Genomic DNA, 15,136 nt, shown 5'->3' on the forward strand with positions numbered 1-15,136 from the left:
GCTCCAGTTTCTCCTGTCAGCCCTGTTTCTCCAGTTTCTCCTGTGAGGCCCGTCGCTCCAGTCTCCCCTGTAGCTCCCGTTTCTCCGGTCTCACCTGTGACTCCCGTCGCCCCAGTTTCCCCTGTAGCTCCTGTTTCCCCGGTTTCACCTGTGAGGCCCGTCGCTCCAGTTTCTCCTGTCAGCCCTGTTGCTCCAGTCTCACCCGTGAGCCCTGTTGCTCCAGTTTCACCCGTGAGCCCCGTTGCCCCAGTTTCACCCGTCAGCCCCGTTGCTCCAGTCTCTCCCGTCAGCCCCGTTGCGCCAGTCTCTCCTGTAGCTCCCGTTGCTCCGGTCTCACCCGTGACTCCCGTCGCCCCAGTCTCTCCCGTGAGCCCCGTCGCCCCAGTCTCTCCCGTGAGCCCCGTTGCTCCAGTCTCTCCTGTCAGGCCTGTTGCTCCGGTCTCACCCGTGACTCCCGTCGCCCCAGTCTCCCCTGTAGCTCCTGTAGCTCCCGTTGCTCCAGTCTCTCCTGTCAGCCCTGTCGCCCCAGTCTCACCCGTGAGCCCTGTTGCTCCAGTTTCACCTGTAGCCCCTGTTTCCCCGGTTTCACCCGTGAGTCCCGTTGCCCCAGTCTCTCCTGTAGCCCCTGTTTCCCCAGTTTCGCCCGTGAGGCCTGTCGCTCCAGTCTCACCTGTAGCTCCCGTTTCCCCAGTCTCACCTGTGAGTCCTGTTGCCCCGGTCTCTCCCGTGAGCCCTGTTGCTCCAGTCTCTCCTGTCAGGCCCGTTGCACCGGTTTCTCCTGTCAAGCCCGTTGCACCGGTTTCTCCTGTCAGCCCTGTTGCACCGGTTTCTCCTGTCAGTCCTGTTGCTCCCGTCTCTCCCGTGAGTCCTGTTGCTCCAGTCTCTCCCGTGAGCCCTGTTGCTCCAGTTTCACCTGTAGCTCCTGTTTCCCCGGTTTCACCCGTGAGGCCCGTCGCTCCAGTCTCTCCCGTAGCTCCCGTTTCCCCGGTTTCGCCCGTAAGGCCTGTCGCTCCGGTCTCACCCGTGACTCCCGTCGCCCCAGTCTCTCCCGTGAGCCCCGTCGCCCCAGTCTCTCCCGTGAGCCCCGTTGCTCCAGTTTCTCCCGTCAGCCCCGTTGCTCCCGTCTCTCCTGTCAGCCCTGTCGCCCCAGTCTCACCCGTCAGCCCCGTTGCTCCAGTCTCTCCCGTGAAGCCCGTTGCTCCAGTTTCTCCTGTCAGCCCTGTTTCTCCAGTTTCTCCTGTGAGGCCCGTCGCTCCAGTCTCCCCTGTAGCTCCCGTTTCTCCGGTCTCACCTGTGACTCCCGTCGCCCCAGTTTCCCCTGTAGCTCCTGTTTCCCCGGTTTCACCTGTGAGGCCCGTCGCTCCAGTTTCTCCTGTCAGCCCTGTTGCTCCAGTCTCACCCGTGAGCCCTGTTGCTCCAGTTTCACCCGTGAGCCCCGTTGCCCCAGTTTCACCCGTCAGCCCCGTTGCTCCAGTCTCTCCCGTCAGCCCCGTTGCGCCAGTCTCTCCTGTAGCTCCCGTTGCTCCGGTCTCACCCGTGACTCCCGTCGCCCCAGTCTCTCCCGTCAGCCCCGTTGCGCCAGTCTCTCCTGTAGCTCCTGTTTCCCCGGTTTCACCCGTGACTCCCGTTACTCCAGTCTCTCCTGTCAGGCCTGTTGCTCCAGTCTCTCCCGTGAGCCCTGTTGCCCCAGTCTCTCCCGTGAGCCCTGTTGCTCCAGTTTCTCCCGTGAGTCCCGTCGCCCCAGTCTCTCCTGTAGCTCCCGTTTCCCCGGTCTCACCCGTGACCCCCGTCGCCCCAGTCTCCCCTGTAGCTCCTGTTTCCCCAGTCTCACCCGTGGCTCCCGTCGCCCCAGTCTCTCCTGTAGCTCCGGTTTCCCCGGTTTCTCCTGTAAGGCCCGTCGCCCCGGTTTCTCCCGTGAGTCCCGTTGCCCCAGTCTCGCCTGTAGCTCCCGTTTCCCCGGTTTCACCCGTGAGTCCCGTCGCCCCAGTCTCTCCTGTAGCTCCCGTTTCTCCGGTTTCACCCGTGGCTCCCGTTTCCCCGGTCTCACCCGTGACTCCCGTCACCCCAGTCTCTCCTGTAGCTCCCGTTTCCCCAGTCTCTCCTGTAGCTCCCGTTTCCCCGGTCTCACCCGTGACCCCCGTCGCCCCAGTCTCCCCTGTAGCTCCTGTTTCCCCGGTTTCACCCGTGAGGCCCGTCGCTCCAGTCTCTCCCGTGAGGCCCGTCGCCCCGGTTTCTCCTGTCAGACCCGTTGCCCCAGTCTCTCCCGTGAGGCCCGTCGCTCCAGTCTCTCCCGTGAGGCCCGTCGCTCCAGTCTCTCCTGTGAGGCCCGCCGCTCCTGTTTCTCCTGTAGCTCCCGTTTCTCCGGTTTCACCCGTGGCTCCCGTTTCCCCAGTCTCACCCGTGACCCCCGTCGCCCCAGTCTCCCCTGTAGCTCCGGTTTCCCCAGTCTCACCCGTGGCTCCCGTCGCCCCAGTCTCTCCTGTAGCTCCGGTTTCCCCGGTTTCTCCTGTGAGGCCCGTCGCCCCGGTTTCTCCCGTGAGTCCCGTTGCCCCAGTCTCTCCTGTAGCTCCCGTCGCCCCAGTCTCTCCTGTAGCTCCTGTTTCCCCGGTTTCACCCGTGAGGCCCGTCGCTCCAGTCTCTCCCGTGAGGCCCGTCGCCCCGGTCTCTCCCGTGAGCCCTGTTGCCCCAGTCTCTCCTGTCAGACCCGTTGCACCAGTCTCTCCCGTGAGGCCCGTCGCTCCAGTCTCTCCTGTGAGGCCCGTCGCTCCTGTTTCTCCGGTCTCACCCGTGACTCCCGTCGCCCCAGTCTCCCCTGTAGCTCCGGTTTCCCCGGTTTCTCCTGTGAGGCCCGTCGCTCCAGTCTCTCCGGTAGCTCCTGTTTCCCCGGTCTCTCCTGTAGCTCCTGTTTCTCCGGTCTCGCCCGTGGCTCCCGTTTCCCCAATCTCTCCTGTAGCTCCCGTTTCCCCGGTTTCACCCGTGAGCCCTGTTGCCCCAGTCTCTCCCGTGAGCCCTGTAGCTCCAGTTTCTCCCGTGAGTCCCGTCGCCCCAGTCTCTCCTGTAGCTCCCGTTTCCCCGGTTTCACCTGTGAGGCCCGTTTCGCCCGTTAGACCCGTAAACCCAGTCTGCCCTGTGAACCCAGTCTGCCCTGTGAACCCAGTCTGCCCCGTAAGACCAGTCTCACCTGTATAGCCAGTTAATCCAGTATTACCAGTTGCCCCAGTTCTCCCTGATAATCCAGTGGTCCCCCGCGTGCCTTGAGCCCCTAAAATACCAGTTGTTCCTGTTGGTCCCGTTGGTCCAGTTGCTCCGGTTGGTCCTGCACCCATTTGTTGTCAACTCCTCGCTGTTGTAGATTCTAAACCTCTCAACAATAACCAATTGCATCCATTTTTCTTTTCTTAAGATAATTAAGAAACGGGTACACATCCTTGGACAAGGAAGGTATCCGTTTCACATTTTACTTACTGGGAGGGTGTATTCTGATATTAATTCAAAGCAAAAATAGTCACAGCAGAACTTGGAAATCCTTGTTTTACATTTTGAATACTTACTGAAGTAGATAACCCCGGAAGATATAATACCATCTGCAGGTTCACATCTCCGTTCATTGCATTTACAATCCTGACCCCAGACACTGGAGTGACCAATTTGGACGGATCACCAATAGCCCCAGAGTAAAATATCGTTGAACCATCAACATTACCATTAATTGATAGTGCAACTCCCGGCGGAGTCGTGCCGTTATATTTAACGGAAGCTTGATATGAGACATAATACATATGTCCACCTGGTAGCACAAAGGTATTCCCACCTAGTAAACCTATAGAATTATTTGCATCACTCTTGTTTCTAGTGAAGGATCCAATAGGAGCTCCAGTAACACCAGTAACCGGAGTTATCGAATTGGCCACAAATGTTCCAAAAATAGCTGAAATGGACCCTGTAACTCCAGTTATTCCCGTGGCTCCGGTATACCCTGTGAAGCCCGTGACTCCGGTATACCCCGTGAAGCCTGTGGCTCCGGTATTCCCCGTGAAGCCTGTGGCTCCGGTATTCCCCGTGAACCCTGTAGCTCCGGTATTCCCCGTGAACCCTGTAGCTCCGGTATTCCCCGTATTCCCGGTGGCTCCGGTATTCCCCGTGAACCCTGTAGCTCCGGTATTCCCCGTGTTTCCGGTTCCCGTTAACCCAGTAGCTCCAGTACTCCCTGTGAACCCTGTGGCTCCGGTATTCCCTGTATTCCCGGTTCCCGTTAACCCTGTAGCTCCAGTACTCCCTGTGAACCCTGTGGCTCCGGTATTCCCTGTATTCCCGGTTCCCGTTAACCCTGTAGCTCCAGTACTCCCTGTGGCCCCGGTGGCTCCGGTATTCCCCGTGTTTCCGGTTCCCGTTAACCCAGTAGCTCCAGTACTCCCTGTGGCCCCGGTGGCTCCGGTATTCCCTGTATTCCCGGATCCCGTTAACCCTGTAGCTCCAGTATTCCCTGTGAACCCTGTTGCCCCTGTACTACCATCATCTCCGACAGGGCCTCCGGGTCCGAGATCACCAACATCACCCTTTAGTCCCGTAGTTCCCGTTGGTCCAGTTACTCCAGTTGCTCCAACAGCCATAATCTTCCATCCCCTTTCCTTTCACTACTGACCGCTCCCAATTGTAATGGCAGTACTTCCAACGGTACATCCCGGAACGGCTATAAACTCACCAGTAACCGGGTTACAGCCAAGAATACTCTCCCGTGCAGCCAGACGATTTCTCTTAACTTTCCAATTATCTTGTTCTATTTCACCTTTATGAAAGCATAGATTAATAGAGAATACAGAATGCGGACTGGCTTGTGAATTCTTAATCTTTGCCAGTGCTTCCCGGTCTTCTTCACCCACTACTTCAAAGGGATTCAGCCACAGTACCCGTGGGGAAGTAAGGAGATCCAGCAATCTCTCCCAGAGCTGGGACTGTTCCTGCCCGGAAGGAAGAAGAAGAATTGGCGCCTTCAGTTCACAGGCAAGCCTTCTGGCATCTTCGCCTAGTCCAGTATCAACCACAATCCATTGATCTGCGAACGGCTGCCACTTCCCTGCCCAATCTCTTAGGGCAGATATCGGGCCATCTTCCCTGCTTAACAATACTATTACAGACCACAGATTATCAGGGGGTGTAGCGCTGCACACAGAATTCTTATGCAATGAAGATATAGGGAAACCAGTGTTACCTGAAGGCTTCTCTGTCACCGCTAGCTTTTCCTCATCCAGCCGGGACAGCTTCTCCACCGCTTCCGCGAATGATGGGGAGTATTCAATCGCTCTGCGATACCAGCGCTCAGCCTCTCCAGACATACCGCGCATCTCATAACAATTCCCGATATAATAACAGGGGTAAAAGGTTCCTGCCCCCTTAAGAACCATATATTGAAGAGCATTCTCACCAAGAGTCAGACAATGCTCAAAAGCGGAAATCGCAGCCTCCACCTGGCTGATATGCATAAGAATGCATCCTTTATACAGATGCAGATCCACATAATCCGGATAGAGGCTGATAGCCTTGTCAATACCGGGCCAGCCCTCCCTGAAGCTGCCCAGTGCCAGCAAACAGCTATATTTGAGCTTGTAAAAGAGGGATGGGGGTAACTGAGTCTGCCTCAGCGAAGCCGAAATAGCCAAATTAACCTGCCGGAAAGCAGATTCATACTTCCCCACCCGCTGATACTCACTCGCTATATGATAAAGACTCCACGGATCGGGATTCGGATTATCTGCAATGGATTGCTGCAGCAGCTTCAGATTACGTTCATGTTTGGACTTGAGGGAGGTCACAGACTGCAGATAACCGTAATGGAACAGACGGACCGGAAGCTGGTACGGGGTGCTGGCATCCTCTCCCGCATCCGTTCCAGACAACACCAGCTGCTCATGAATCCCACCAGTGAAATGTCCCCCTCCTCCATTACGGAACAGGCGGCACTGAGCAAGACGGTAAGCTTCATCCTGCCGGGGCCGGAAGGGACTATTGAAGTGGATCGTTTCCAGAGATGCCAGCTTGTGTTCCTGAAGGGCGCTCACCATTCGAAGCTTAAGCGCATCGCCTCCAGCCAGCTCCTCATCTGCATCCATCCATAATACCCATTCTCCCGTTGCATGGCTGAGACTATAGTTGCGGGCATCCGCAAAGTTCTCCTTCCAGGGATACTGAAGGATCTGGGCGCCGAAGCTGTGAGCAATGTCCATGGTTCTGTCACGGGAGCCTGTGTCTACGACAATAATCTCATCCACTCCTTCCCGCACGCTCGATAGACAGCGCGCAATCCAGGATTCTTCATCTTTGACGATCATACACAGGGAGATCAATGGGGCGTTCACCTTCGCTGTTATCTGCCATGCTGGTTCTGCCTCCTTCCATCGTGGATTTACCGGACTCTGCGGACGGACCGGTCAGGCTGATGTTTAGACCAATTGACATCACCCTTCTACCTTATGACGGTTTCCGCCCGCATAGAACATTGTCGGATAAAGTCGGACAACCTGAGCATAATTTCATGAACTGCCAGATTCAGTCGTTCTGCATGCATTGCTTCCGTTCTTCCTTGTCCGGGGCGGGAAGGAGATGCTTCAGATGATCTGCAGCATCCTTGCGGGCCACAAGAATGCCTCCAGGCCCTGCCGCTACGATCACATCGTCCAGTCCGACAAGCATCACCGGAATGTCGAGCTCATTAACAATCTGGCAATTTGATGAATCTGCACTGACTTGGCCCCATCCCAGAACGGATGAGGCCAATTCTTCAGAGAGTGTATTCCAGGTCCCCAGATCCTTCCATCCGTCATGATAGGGAACACAGATCAGGCGGCTGTTTCCTTCCAGCACCTCTACATCGAAGCTGCTCTTGGGAAGGCTGTGGTATTGCCTCAGCAGATCCGCATAATCCCTTGAGTAGCCCGCTGCTTCCAGCCGGTTCAGCAGATTGCATAACCGGAAGGCGAAGATGCCGCAATTCCACAGTGCCCCCTGATCCAGCAGTGCCTCTGCTGCCTGTCTGTCAGGCTTCTCCACGAAGCAATCCACAGGTACATATCCCGGGTTCTCCTGGCTTCCGGCAGAAGCGGCCGAGGGTGCAGAAGGAACAATGTAACCGTACTTCCCTGACGGGCCGTCCGGCTTCGCACCAAGCAAAGCAATTTCCGCACCGGAGTGGTGTAGAGCCTGATCCAATTCTGTCAGCTTGAAGAAGAATTCGTCGCTGACATAAGCATCTACCGGCAGCACAATGACCGTCTCCTCGGGGGAGATCTTCTCTACTGAATATAGATAGGCCGAGGCAAGACTGACTGCCGGAAAAGTGTCTCTGCGCCGTGGTTCGATGATAACCTTAGGAGCTGTACGAAGCTGCTTGCGGATCAGCGTCTCTTGCCCGCTTGAAGTTGCGATATATGCCTCATGATCCAGTCCCGCAGCCGCTAACTGACGCCAGATCCGCTGAAGCATGGACTCACGTCCGCCACCCGGAGCAGGCAGCACTTGAAGGAACTGCTTACTTCGTATACTACTGGAGAGCGGCCACAGCCGTGTGCCGGAACCGCCGGATAGAAGCACAAGCTTCATGGTTCATTCCTCCCTTCCTTATAGGAAGTTGTCAACGGTCAGATTCACTTCGCTGAACTGCTGCTCAGTATCACAGAAGGTCAGCAACCCGTAGTGTTTACGGTTATCCAAATATTGGGGTATGCCTGCTTTTCTCAAGCCGTCGCTTACTATGACATATTCATGACGGCCGCTGTCGTCGTCGTAACGGACATGCTCCAGAATCTCACGGCGCATCAGATAGGTGCAATGGATGACATCTACCTGCAGCAGCCCCTTGACTTTCATATAGAGGTACTCAAAATACAGCTCTGAAGGTTTGAAATATCCAAAATCATCTGCAACATTATGGAAGTTAGAATAATAGCTTCGCGGAGACTCTGCAACTGTAAGCAGGGGGCCAACCACCGGTAGATGAGTGGATAGCAGGCTCTCCAGCGTATCTGGAATGATGAAATTATCGCAGTCAGGCACAAAATAATGGGAATTCCTCGATCTGGCCCATTCTACCGACTCCTGTCGTACCCTGCCCATCACCTTTAGGCGGATAAAATTCCACTCATGTGGAGTATAGTCCTGTACAGGCTCTTCCACATCGCTGGCATCGAAATGAACCTCATGGTATCTTTCACCCACTCGTGCTATCCACTCTTCAAGAATCTCTTTGGTCAGGTCATTATTGTTGTTAGTACGAATATACAGATTGATTCTTGAAGCCGGATAGGTCTGCCGCTCTATAAGTTCCAGATAGAGCGGGAGCACATGCGCCTTGTCCTTAGCTAATATCGCGATTGTCACCAGATCTTGTTCCATTGTTTTCCTCCTGTTCAATAGGTCCTGCGTTGCATTATCTATGGCCTAGTTACAATAGTCTCACGTTCTGAAGCTGTTATTCGGGTACTGATGGTCGCACGGCTGACTATGCCGAAGAATGGACTCTGTCTAGGCTGTACTATATCTTCCGGATAGAGCTTGCCGCTGTCCTGTCTGGTCATATAACGGACACCTTCCCCACAACGAAGGGTAACCAGATGATATTGGTGAAACAAGGAGAGCTTAAGCCCGTTGAATCTCCGTCGTTCATCCGCAGTCATAACATCTCCTTCCTGCAGCCAGAGGATATAAGGCTCTGATGCCATATGTGTGATTAATTCCCGGCACATCCGCACGTTCATTTCACCCTTCAAGGTATAGACCTGCTGTGTATATCGGGCTGCCGTCTGCACAACGCGTTCATTGCCTGACGGATCCACGACGATCATTTGCTCCGTCACCTCTGCAAATGAAGCCAGCGTCTCCTCCAGCATTGCCTCATTGCCTGAAGCAATAATCCCCGCGCACACGCGTACAGGAGAGGTATAGATCAAGCTATGGATGTTCGCTCCCCACTTCTGAAAAGCTTTTTCCTTGTTTTGCGCAAGAAGTGTAGTCAAATCGAAAGAAGGAGTCTGCCCCATACTGGCATGACCGATGTGATGAATGAATGAATCCCGGGCAATCAGCAGCTTGTATCCATGCTGAATTGCCCGCAGGCACAGATCGTCATCCTCGTAATTGCCGAGGCCATAACGTTCATCGAACCAGCCAATCTCCTCCAGAACTGTGCGTTTGACCAGCAGGCAAAAGCCAATCAGGCGGCGCACTTCCTGCACCTGACCGCGTTTCTCGTTACAGTATTCTGCCGCGAATGCCTCCATCTCTCTAAGCTCGCTGTAGGTTACCGGAATACGCTGATGTCCGCTGATGTAATTCGTTACCGGCCCAGACATGCCGACTGCACTATCACTCTCCAGTGCATTAAGCATAGGTGCCAGCCATCCGGGAGGAACTACAGTATCATTGTTGAGGAACAGAATGGCTTCGCCTTCGGACACTTCTCCCCCCTGATTACAGCCCTTGGCAAACCCCAGATTCTCTTTATTCTCAATCAGCTTCAGTTCAGGATAGTGCATCTTCAGGAAATCTACAGTCTCGTCAGTGGAGCCATTGTCTACAATGATGATCTCATGCTCTTCCGGGGTGTTGCGTCTAATGCTCTCCAGACATTGGATCGTTAAGGGCAGCTGATTAAGGGTGAGAATAATGATGCTCGTTTTCACTGGACCAACTCCTTTTGTGCTTGTAGTACAAAGTTATTAATCTCTATATGCTTGTCGCCCAGCAGGTTAGTATAATAATTCCGGTTGTATATCGCACTTGGATTTGCCGGATACTGCGCGAAGGATACTTCATTGCAGTAGTCAGCCAATTTGTGATCCCCGAGCTTATCGTAGCAGACACAGAGCTGGAGATTCGGCAGCCAGGTACCAGCGGAATACTCCTCTGTTCCCGGCTCCCCTTTATTAGGCAATGATGTTGCTTGGTTGAACCAGTACACCGCCTGCTCGTATTGCTGCAAATCCATGAAATAATAGCCTATCTTACAACAGACCCCTGGACGCGGGAGATCATATTCAAAAGAGCGGCACAAGGCTTGTAATTGCTTTTCCTTTTGTTCCAGTGCTCCATGGCTGTCAGCCAATCTCGTACACGCCTGAATATTGTCCTCTATCCAGCCCAGTCCGTCCGCCAGAAATCGCTCATAGTTCTCAAGCGCATCACGATAGTAGCCATGATCGTACAGCTCATTGGCATAATATAGACGGTCTCTTGCAGTAAAGGGCGTATTATCAGCTATCATTTTGCGGTAAATATCAAGGTTACGCTCTGTATACTCCTTGTCTTTCTTGTGCGTAACACAGACATCGCTCTCAAGCACAGGCAGTGTGACTTCCATGAATTCATGTACGGCGCCTTTCCATTGAAACCCGCAGTCACGTCTGAATAGACGATTGCGCCTGAAGCTGTACATAGCCTTCCCGTTCTCATCCGTTGAAAGGACATACGTCATGGATACAGCATGATAACCAGAAGCCATAGATGCCTTTAGGGCCTTGAAGCGCTCCCTGTCAATCTCCTCAATGACATCATCCGCATCAAGCCACATCATATACTCGCAAGCCGCATGGCTGAATGAGTAATTGCGTGCAGCTGCGAAATCCTGTATCCACTCGAAATCGTAGAGCCTGGCGCCATAGCCAGCCGCAATTTCTTTAGTGCGATCCGTGGAGCCTGTGTCTACAATGACAATCTCATCTACAAGATCCGCAACTGATGACAGGCATCGCCCCAAGCTATTCTCTTCATTGCGTACAATCATACACAAGCTGATGGTCGGCAAGTCTTCTCCTCCCTCTTGCAGATTCTGAATATCCGGACTTCCCGGATTTCTCGTATATATATATGCCGGACCTGCCGGATCATTCGGCATGATTTGCCCGCATGAATTCCATTCCGGTTCATAAGCTAGTACAGATACCCCTGCAATGATCTTGTCAATAGATTGAAGGAGGAGCATATGCATACTATCCCCCCATCGCTCTACTATCGTTTCTACCGTTACGGCACAGGCTGCAAAATAGCCTCGGATGGTGTGCTAACGTTGCCAGAGCAAACAGCAATCGGAACCGGTGTGCTGGTGCGGGAGTGCTACCGGTGGGATATTCCCTCTCCCGCCAGAGACGGCTCCCCCCGTATCGTGATCGGAGACCGCTGTGATTGCAGCCGGTTCCTGACGATCACCGCAACAGGGAAGGTGGAGCTGAAGGCGGATGTGATCACAGGCCCGCATGTGTATATCTCTGACGCCAGGCAACCTTGGGAGACTGAAGATAGCGTCTCCACGATAACCATCGGTGAAGGCTCCTGGATTGGGGCCCATTCCTCAATTCTGGGGCATGTAAAGATTGGCAGAGGCTGTGTGATTGGTGCAGGCAGCGTGGTTCTGCGGGATGTCCCAGATTATTGTGTTGTTGCCGGTAATCCGGCCGAATTCCGCCGGATCTATGAGCCGTCCAGCGGAGAGTGGATCAGAATACACAGTGAGGAGGAAGCCCGGGAGACGCTGGAACGAAGAAGCAAAGAACCGCTATTGTCCATATGCATAACGGTACGCAATCAGGCCGAAGAGCTAAGGCACTGCCTGGAATCGATCTATGCACAGACCGGTGATAGCGGATTAATCGAGGTCTGCGTTCTGGATGATGCCTCGGCAGATGAGTCCGGAGAGGTGGCACACCATTACGCAATGCTGTACCGCAGCTTCCGTTACCTCCGTAATCCAGATAGTGTAGCAGGGGATTTCCTTCCTATTCAGGCCGCAGCGATGGCAGGAGGTAAGTTCATCATGCTGCACGATTCTGGAGCCTCCTTCCTTCCAAATGCTCTTGCACCCTTACTGAATGTGCTGGATTCTTATTCTGACTGCGGTATCCTACTGATTCATCCCATGCACACCCGCCGTCCTCCGCAGCCGGAACGGCTGGAGGGGCTGTCCGAATACGTCAAGCACTCGGCTTCAAGTCCATTCTCTCCCCCGTCGGTTGTTCTGAATAGGCGGGACTGGGAGCGCAGTGCAGATTCTGAGTATCCCGGAGCTTCCATTAATCCCTGGATGTCACGGCAATATGCACTATTGCAGTCAAATCCGCTGTTCTGTCTATGCCGCTATACTATGACCGGGGCCGCTGGACACACTGGATCTGCCTGATAATTACTGCTTCCTCCAAAAAAAATTGATGTTTGGGCATTGCCTGAATATACATAGACTATGCCCAGGCAGACGGCGATACCGAAAACTTCGGGTCCATAAAGTCCGGTAAAGATGGAGAATACCGGACCTTGAGGGTAAAGGAGAGGATTTCAGCGATATGGATGAGCGTAAAGTTTGTTTTATCATGTGTGTGAATGATGAGGAGCTGGCGGAGCAGAGTCAGCAGAATTTACGGCAGCTAATCAAACCGGAGGGATTTAACGTAGACCTCCAAATCGTGAGGAATGCCTCCGGCTTGGCTGCGGGTTACGATGAAGCTATGCGCCGGTCGGATGCCAAGTACAAGGTATATCTGCATCAGGACGTTCATATCCTTCATCCGGAATTTATTGCGGACATCGTCCGCCTGTTCTCTGAGCACCCTTCACTGGGTATGCTTGGAGTAGCCGGGGCCAAGACGCTGCCCTCTTCCGGTATCTGGTGGGATTCCACTCAGAAGTACGGCAGAGTAATAGACAGCCATACAGGAAGGCTTCAGCCCCTGGAATTCATTCAGCCGGCGGGCGCATACGAATCCGTAGAAGCGCTCGACGGTCTGCTGATGGTTACACAGTATGACCTGCCCTGGCGTAAGGACTTATTCACCGGATGGCACTTCTATGATGCATCACACAGCCAGGAATTCATTAACAACGGTTATGAAGTGGGGGTCCCCAAACAGCGGCTGCCCTGGTGTCTGCATGACTGCGGCTTCGTAACTACCTCCAACGGCTATGAAGAAGCCCGGCAGGTCTACCTCGACCAATATGGCTATGGCAAAAGCCACGGCCAGCACCGGTTCCACCGGCTTGGCAGTGACTGCAACATCCATCCCACCTGCGATCTGTTTGGCATGGAGGGTGTTGCACTGGGCAATGGCGTTAAGCTCCAGGCAGATTGCTGGATTATGCTTCCTTACAATAATCTTGCCAGCGAGCCGCGCATTCAGATTGGCTCCGGAAGCGATATCGGGCGCCGGAGCAGTCTGTCGGCAGTCAACCGTATTGTGATCGGTACACAAGTAGCCATTTCAACTAATGTGCACATATCGGATCACAATCTTGCCTATGAGAACATCCATCTGCCCATCATGAAGCAAGGAGTGGACTCCTGGAGTCACATCGTGACGATCGGCTCCGGGAGTTGGATCGGCGCCAACACTGTCATTTCAGGGCAAGTGTCCATCGGCAAGGGATGCGTCATACATGCTGGATCTGTCGTTGTATCCGGCACGGTAATTCCCGACTATTGTGTAGCAGGCGGTGTTCCCGCCAGAGTGATCAAGCAATATGATTCCAATACCAGGAGATGGTTAACAGGCGACAGCTCATCAGTTGAAGAAGAAGCTTTGAATTCAACAGACGAAGCTCAGACTACAGAGGGCGGTACCAAGCCCCTGCTGCTCAGCATCTGCATTCCGACTTATAACCGCGAAGCAGAACTGGATCATTGCCTGAATAGTATCTATAGCCAGAACGCCAGACTGGAAGACTTTGAGGTGATCGTTTCCAACAACGCATCTACAGACCATACTGAAGACATTGTTCGTAGGTATCAGTCACGCTTTTCTAATCTGCGCTACTTCTGCAATGAGTTCAATGAAGGCGCAGACTCCAACTTTTTGAAATGTGCAAGGTATGCCCGCGGTGAATTCATTAAGCTTCACGGCGACGATGACTACTGGCTGCCTGGCTCTCTACAAGAGATCTGCCACCTTATCGAACATAACAAGGACTGCAGCTTACTCTTCCTTGATATCCTTAGAAATACCGGACAGGTTGACCGGGCTGCGGGTATAAGTAATTATGTGCAGCATGCCTCCATCTACATTACATTTATTTCGGGAATTATTATGCGCAGGAAGGAATTCGAGCAGATTCCTACACCGGAACTATTCATCAACTCCAATCTTATCCAGGTCTATATGGAACTCTCTATTCTAAGGATTACACCGGATTATTGTGTCTACCGCCGTAAGCTGTTGACAAGCAGCGACAAGATTACAGGCGGATACAGCTTCGCCAAGACATTCATTAAATCTTATTTCAATGTTCTAAGTTACTTCCTGGACAAGGGATTGAGTGAAGCCGTAATGGCTGCTGAGAAGAAACATATCGCCTACACCTTTTTGCTATGGTGGTACAACTATATGCTGGAGAATAATCTTAAGCAGCTGCAGCCCGGGGATTTTGAAGAGGTCTTAAGGGAGGCTTATCAGAACGAATTATACTTTGATGATCTCTATACACATATCAAATCCATTCAGGCCAAGCACCAGCATATCTGACAAACGCAATACCGGGCAAGCCTGAGCAGACTTGCCCGGTGTAACGAAAGGATGATTACAAAATGAACGGTATCAGCCCGGAATTTCAACAGCGCTTCAGTACGTTTGGACCCGGCAGTCTGATCATGCTTAAGACCGATATCAACTGTCCGGAGAAAGTCGCTATCGGCCGCAATGTGCTTATACAAGAAAATAGCTGGTTTACAGTAATTCATCCCGGTCAAGGAGCACCGCCTGCCATTGCGATCGGAGACGGCTGCAGCTGCAGCCGCAATCTGATCATTACCGCTGCGAACAGCGTCATTCTGGAGGAGAATGTCATCGTCGGACCAGATGTATATATTGCCGACACTGACCACCAGTACCGCCAGATTGGCATCCCCATTCGCGACCAATGGATTACCTCCGCCAGCCAGCAGGTGAGGATCGGTGCGGGCAGCGAGCTTGGCGCCCACTGTGTCATTGTGGGTAATGTAACCATTGGCATGGGCTGCCGGGTCACACCTAACAGTGTGGTGACCCGGGATTTGCCGGACTTCTGCATCGCAGCGGGCAATCCTGCCAGAGTGGTAAATGCTTATGATTCCGAAGCAGGAGTATGGCAACTGCCCGGCGAGGGCAGAGCTTGAAGGCGGTTGCTCCTCACA

The 15,136-nt window shown here is 53.4% G+C and carries 10 protein-coding genes and 1 pseudogene; 3 read left to right on the top strand and 8 right to left on the bottom strand.

Going from position 1 to position 15,136, the window contains the following annotated elements:
- The 8 genes and pseudogenes from J2Z70_RS34055 to J2Z70_RS32515 all read right to left on the bottom strand — a co-directional run.
- Positions 1-3,323: pseudogene (locus J2Z70_RS34055) on the bottom strand (beta strand repeat-containing protein); the annotation flags it as partial.
- Between the two features lie 162 nt (positions 3,324-3,485).
- Positions 3,486-4,610, bottom strand: coding sequence for a collagen-like protein (locus J2Z70_RS33955; protein ID WP_342593078.1), 1,125 nt, complete (start codon positions 4,608-4,610; stop codon positions 3,486-3,488).
- 24 nt (positions 4,611-4,634) lie between these two features.
- Entirely contained in the window at positions 4,635-6,326 is a 1,692-nt protein-coding gene (locus J2Z70_RS32490; RefSeq protein ID WP_209879850.1) for a glycosyltransferase, read from the bottom strand.
- Positions 6,310-6,453 (bottom strand): hypothetical protein, encoded by a 144-nt coding sequence (locus J2Z70_RS32495; RefSeq protein WP_209879853.1) that lies wholly within the window; start codon positions 6,451-6,453, stop codon positions 6,310-6,312. The genes J2Z70_RS32490 and J2Z70_RS32495 overlap by 17 nt, the downstream gene beginning before the upstream one ends.
- Positions 6,454-6,543: 90 nt before the next feature.
- Entirely contained in the window at positions 6,544-7,593 is a 1,050-nt protein-coding gene (locus tag J2Z70_RS32500) for a sugar phosphate nucleotidyltransferase (RefSeq protein ID WP_209879856.1), read from the bottom strand.
- An 18-nt stretch (positions 7,594-7,611) separates the two neighbouring features.
- On the bottom strand, positions 7,612-8,385 hold the full coding sequence (locus J2Z70_RS32505; RefSeq protein ID WP_209879859.1) for a glycosyltransferase family 2 protein: 774 nt from the start codon (positions 8,383-8,385) through the stop codon (positions 7,612-7,614).
- 38 nt (positions 8,386-8,423) lie between these two features.
- Positions 8,424-9,671 carry a glycosyltransferase family 2 protein gene (locus J2Z70_RS32510; RefSeq protein WP_209879861.1) on the bottom strand — a complete coding sequence of 416 codons (1,248 nt, stop codon included), beginning with the start codon at positions 9,669-9,671 and terminating at the stop codon, positions 8,424-8,426.
- Positions 9,668-10,975, bottom strand: a complete 1,308-nt coding sequence (locus J2Z70_RS32515; protein ID WP_245368709.1) for a glycosyltransferase family 2 protein — start codon at positions 10,973-10,975, stop codon at positions 9,668-9,670. The genes J2Z70_RS32510 and J2Z70_RS32515 overlap by 4 nt, the downstream gene beginning before the upstream one ends.
- Here J2Z70_RS32515 and J2Z70_RS33800 point away from each other — a divergent pair.
- From J2Z70_RS33800 to J2Z70_RS32530, 3 genes are all read left to right on the top strand, one after another.
- Positions 10,970-12,160, top strand: a complete 1,191-nt coding sequence (locus tag J2Z70_RS33800) for a glycosyltransferase (RefSeq protein ID WP_209879864.1) — start codon at positions 10,970-10,972, stop codon at positions 12,158-12,160. The genes J2Z70_RS32515 and J2Z70_RS33800 overlap by 6 nt on opposite strands.
- 187 nt (positions 12,161-12,347) lie before the next feature.
- Entirely contained in the window at positions 12,348-14,489 is a 2,142-nt protein-coding gene (locus J2Z70_RS32525; RefSeq protein WP_245368718.1) for a glycosyltransferase, read from the top strand.
- 62 nt (positions 14,490-14,551) lie between these two features.
- Positions 14,552-15,118: an acyltransferase gene (locus tag J2Z70_RS32530; protein ID WP_209879869.1), complete on the top strand. Its 567-nt coding sequence runs from the start codon at positions 14,552-14,554 to the stop codon at positions 15,116-15,118.
- Positions 15,119-15,136 lie beyond the last annotated feature (18 nt).

Source organism: Paenibacillus silagei, from assembly GCF_017874735.1.
GTDB classification, from domain to species: Bacteria; Bacillota; Bacilli; order Paenibacillales; family Paenibacillaceae; genus Paenibacillus_AQ; species Paenibacillus_AQ silagei.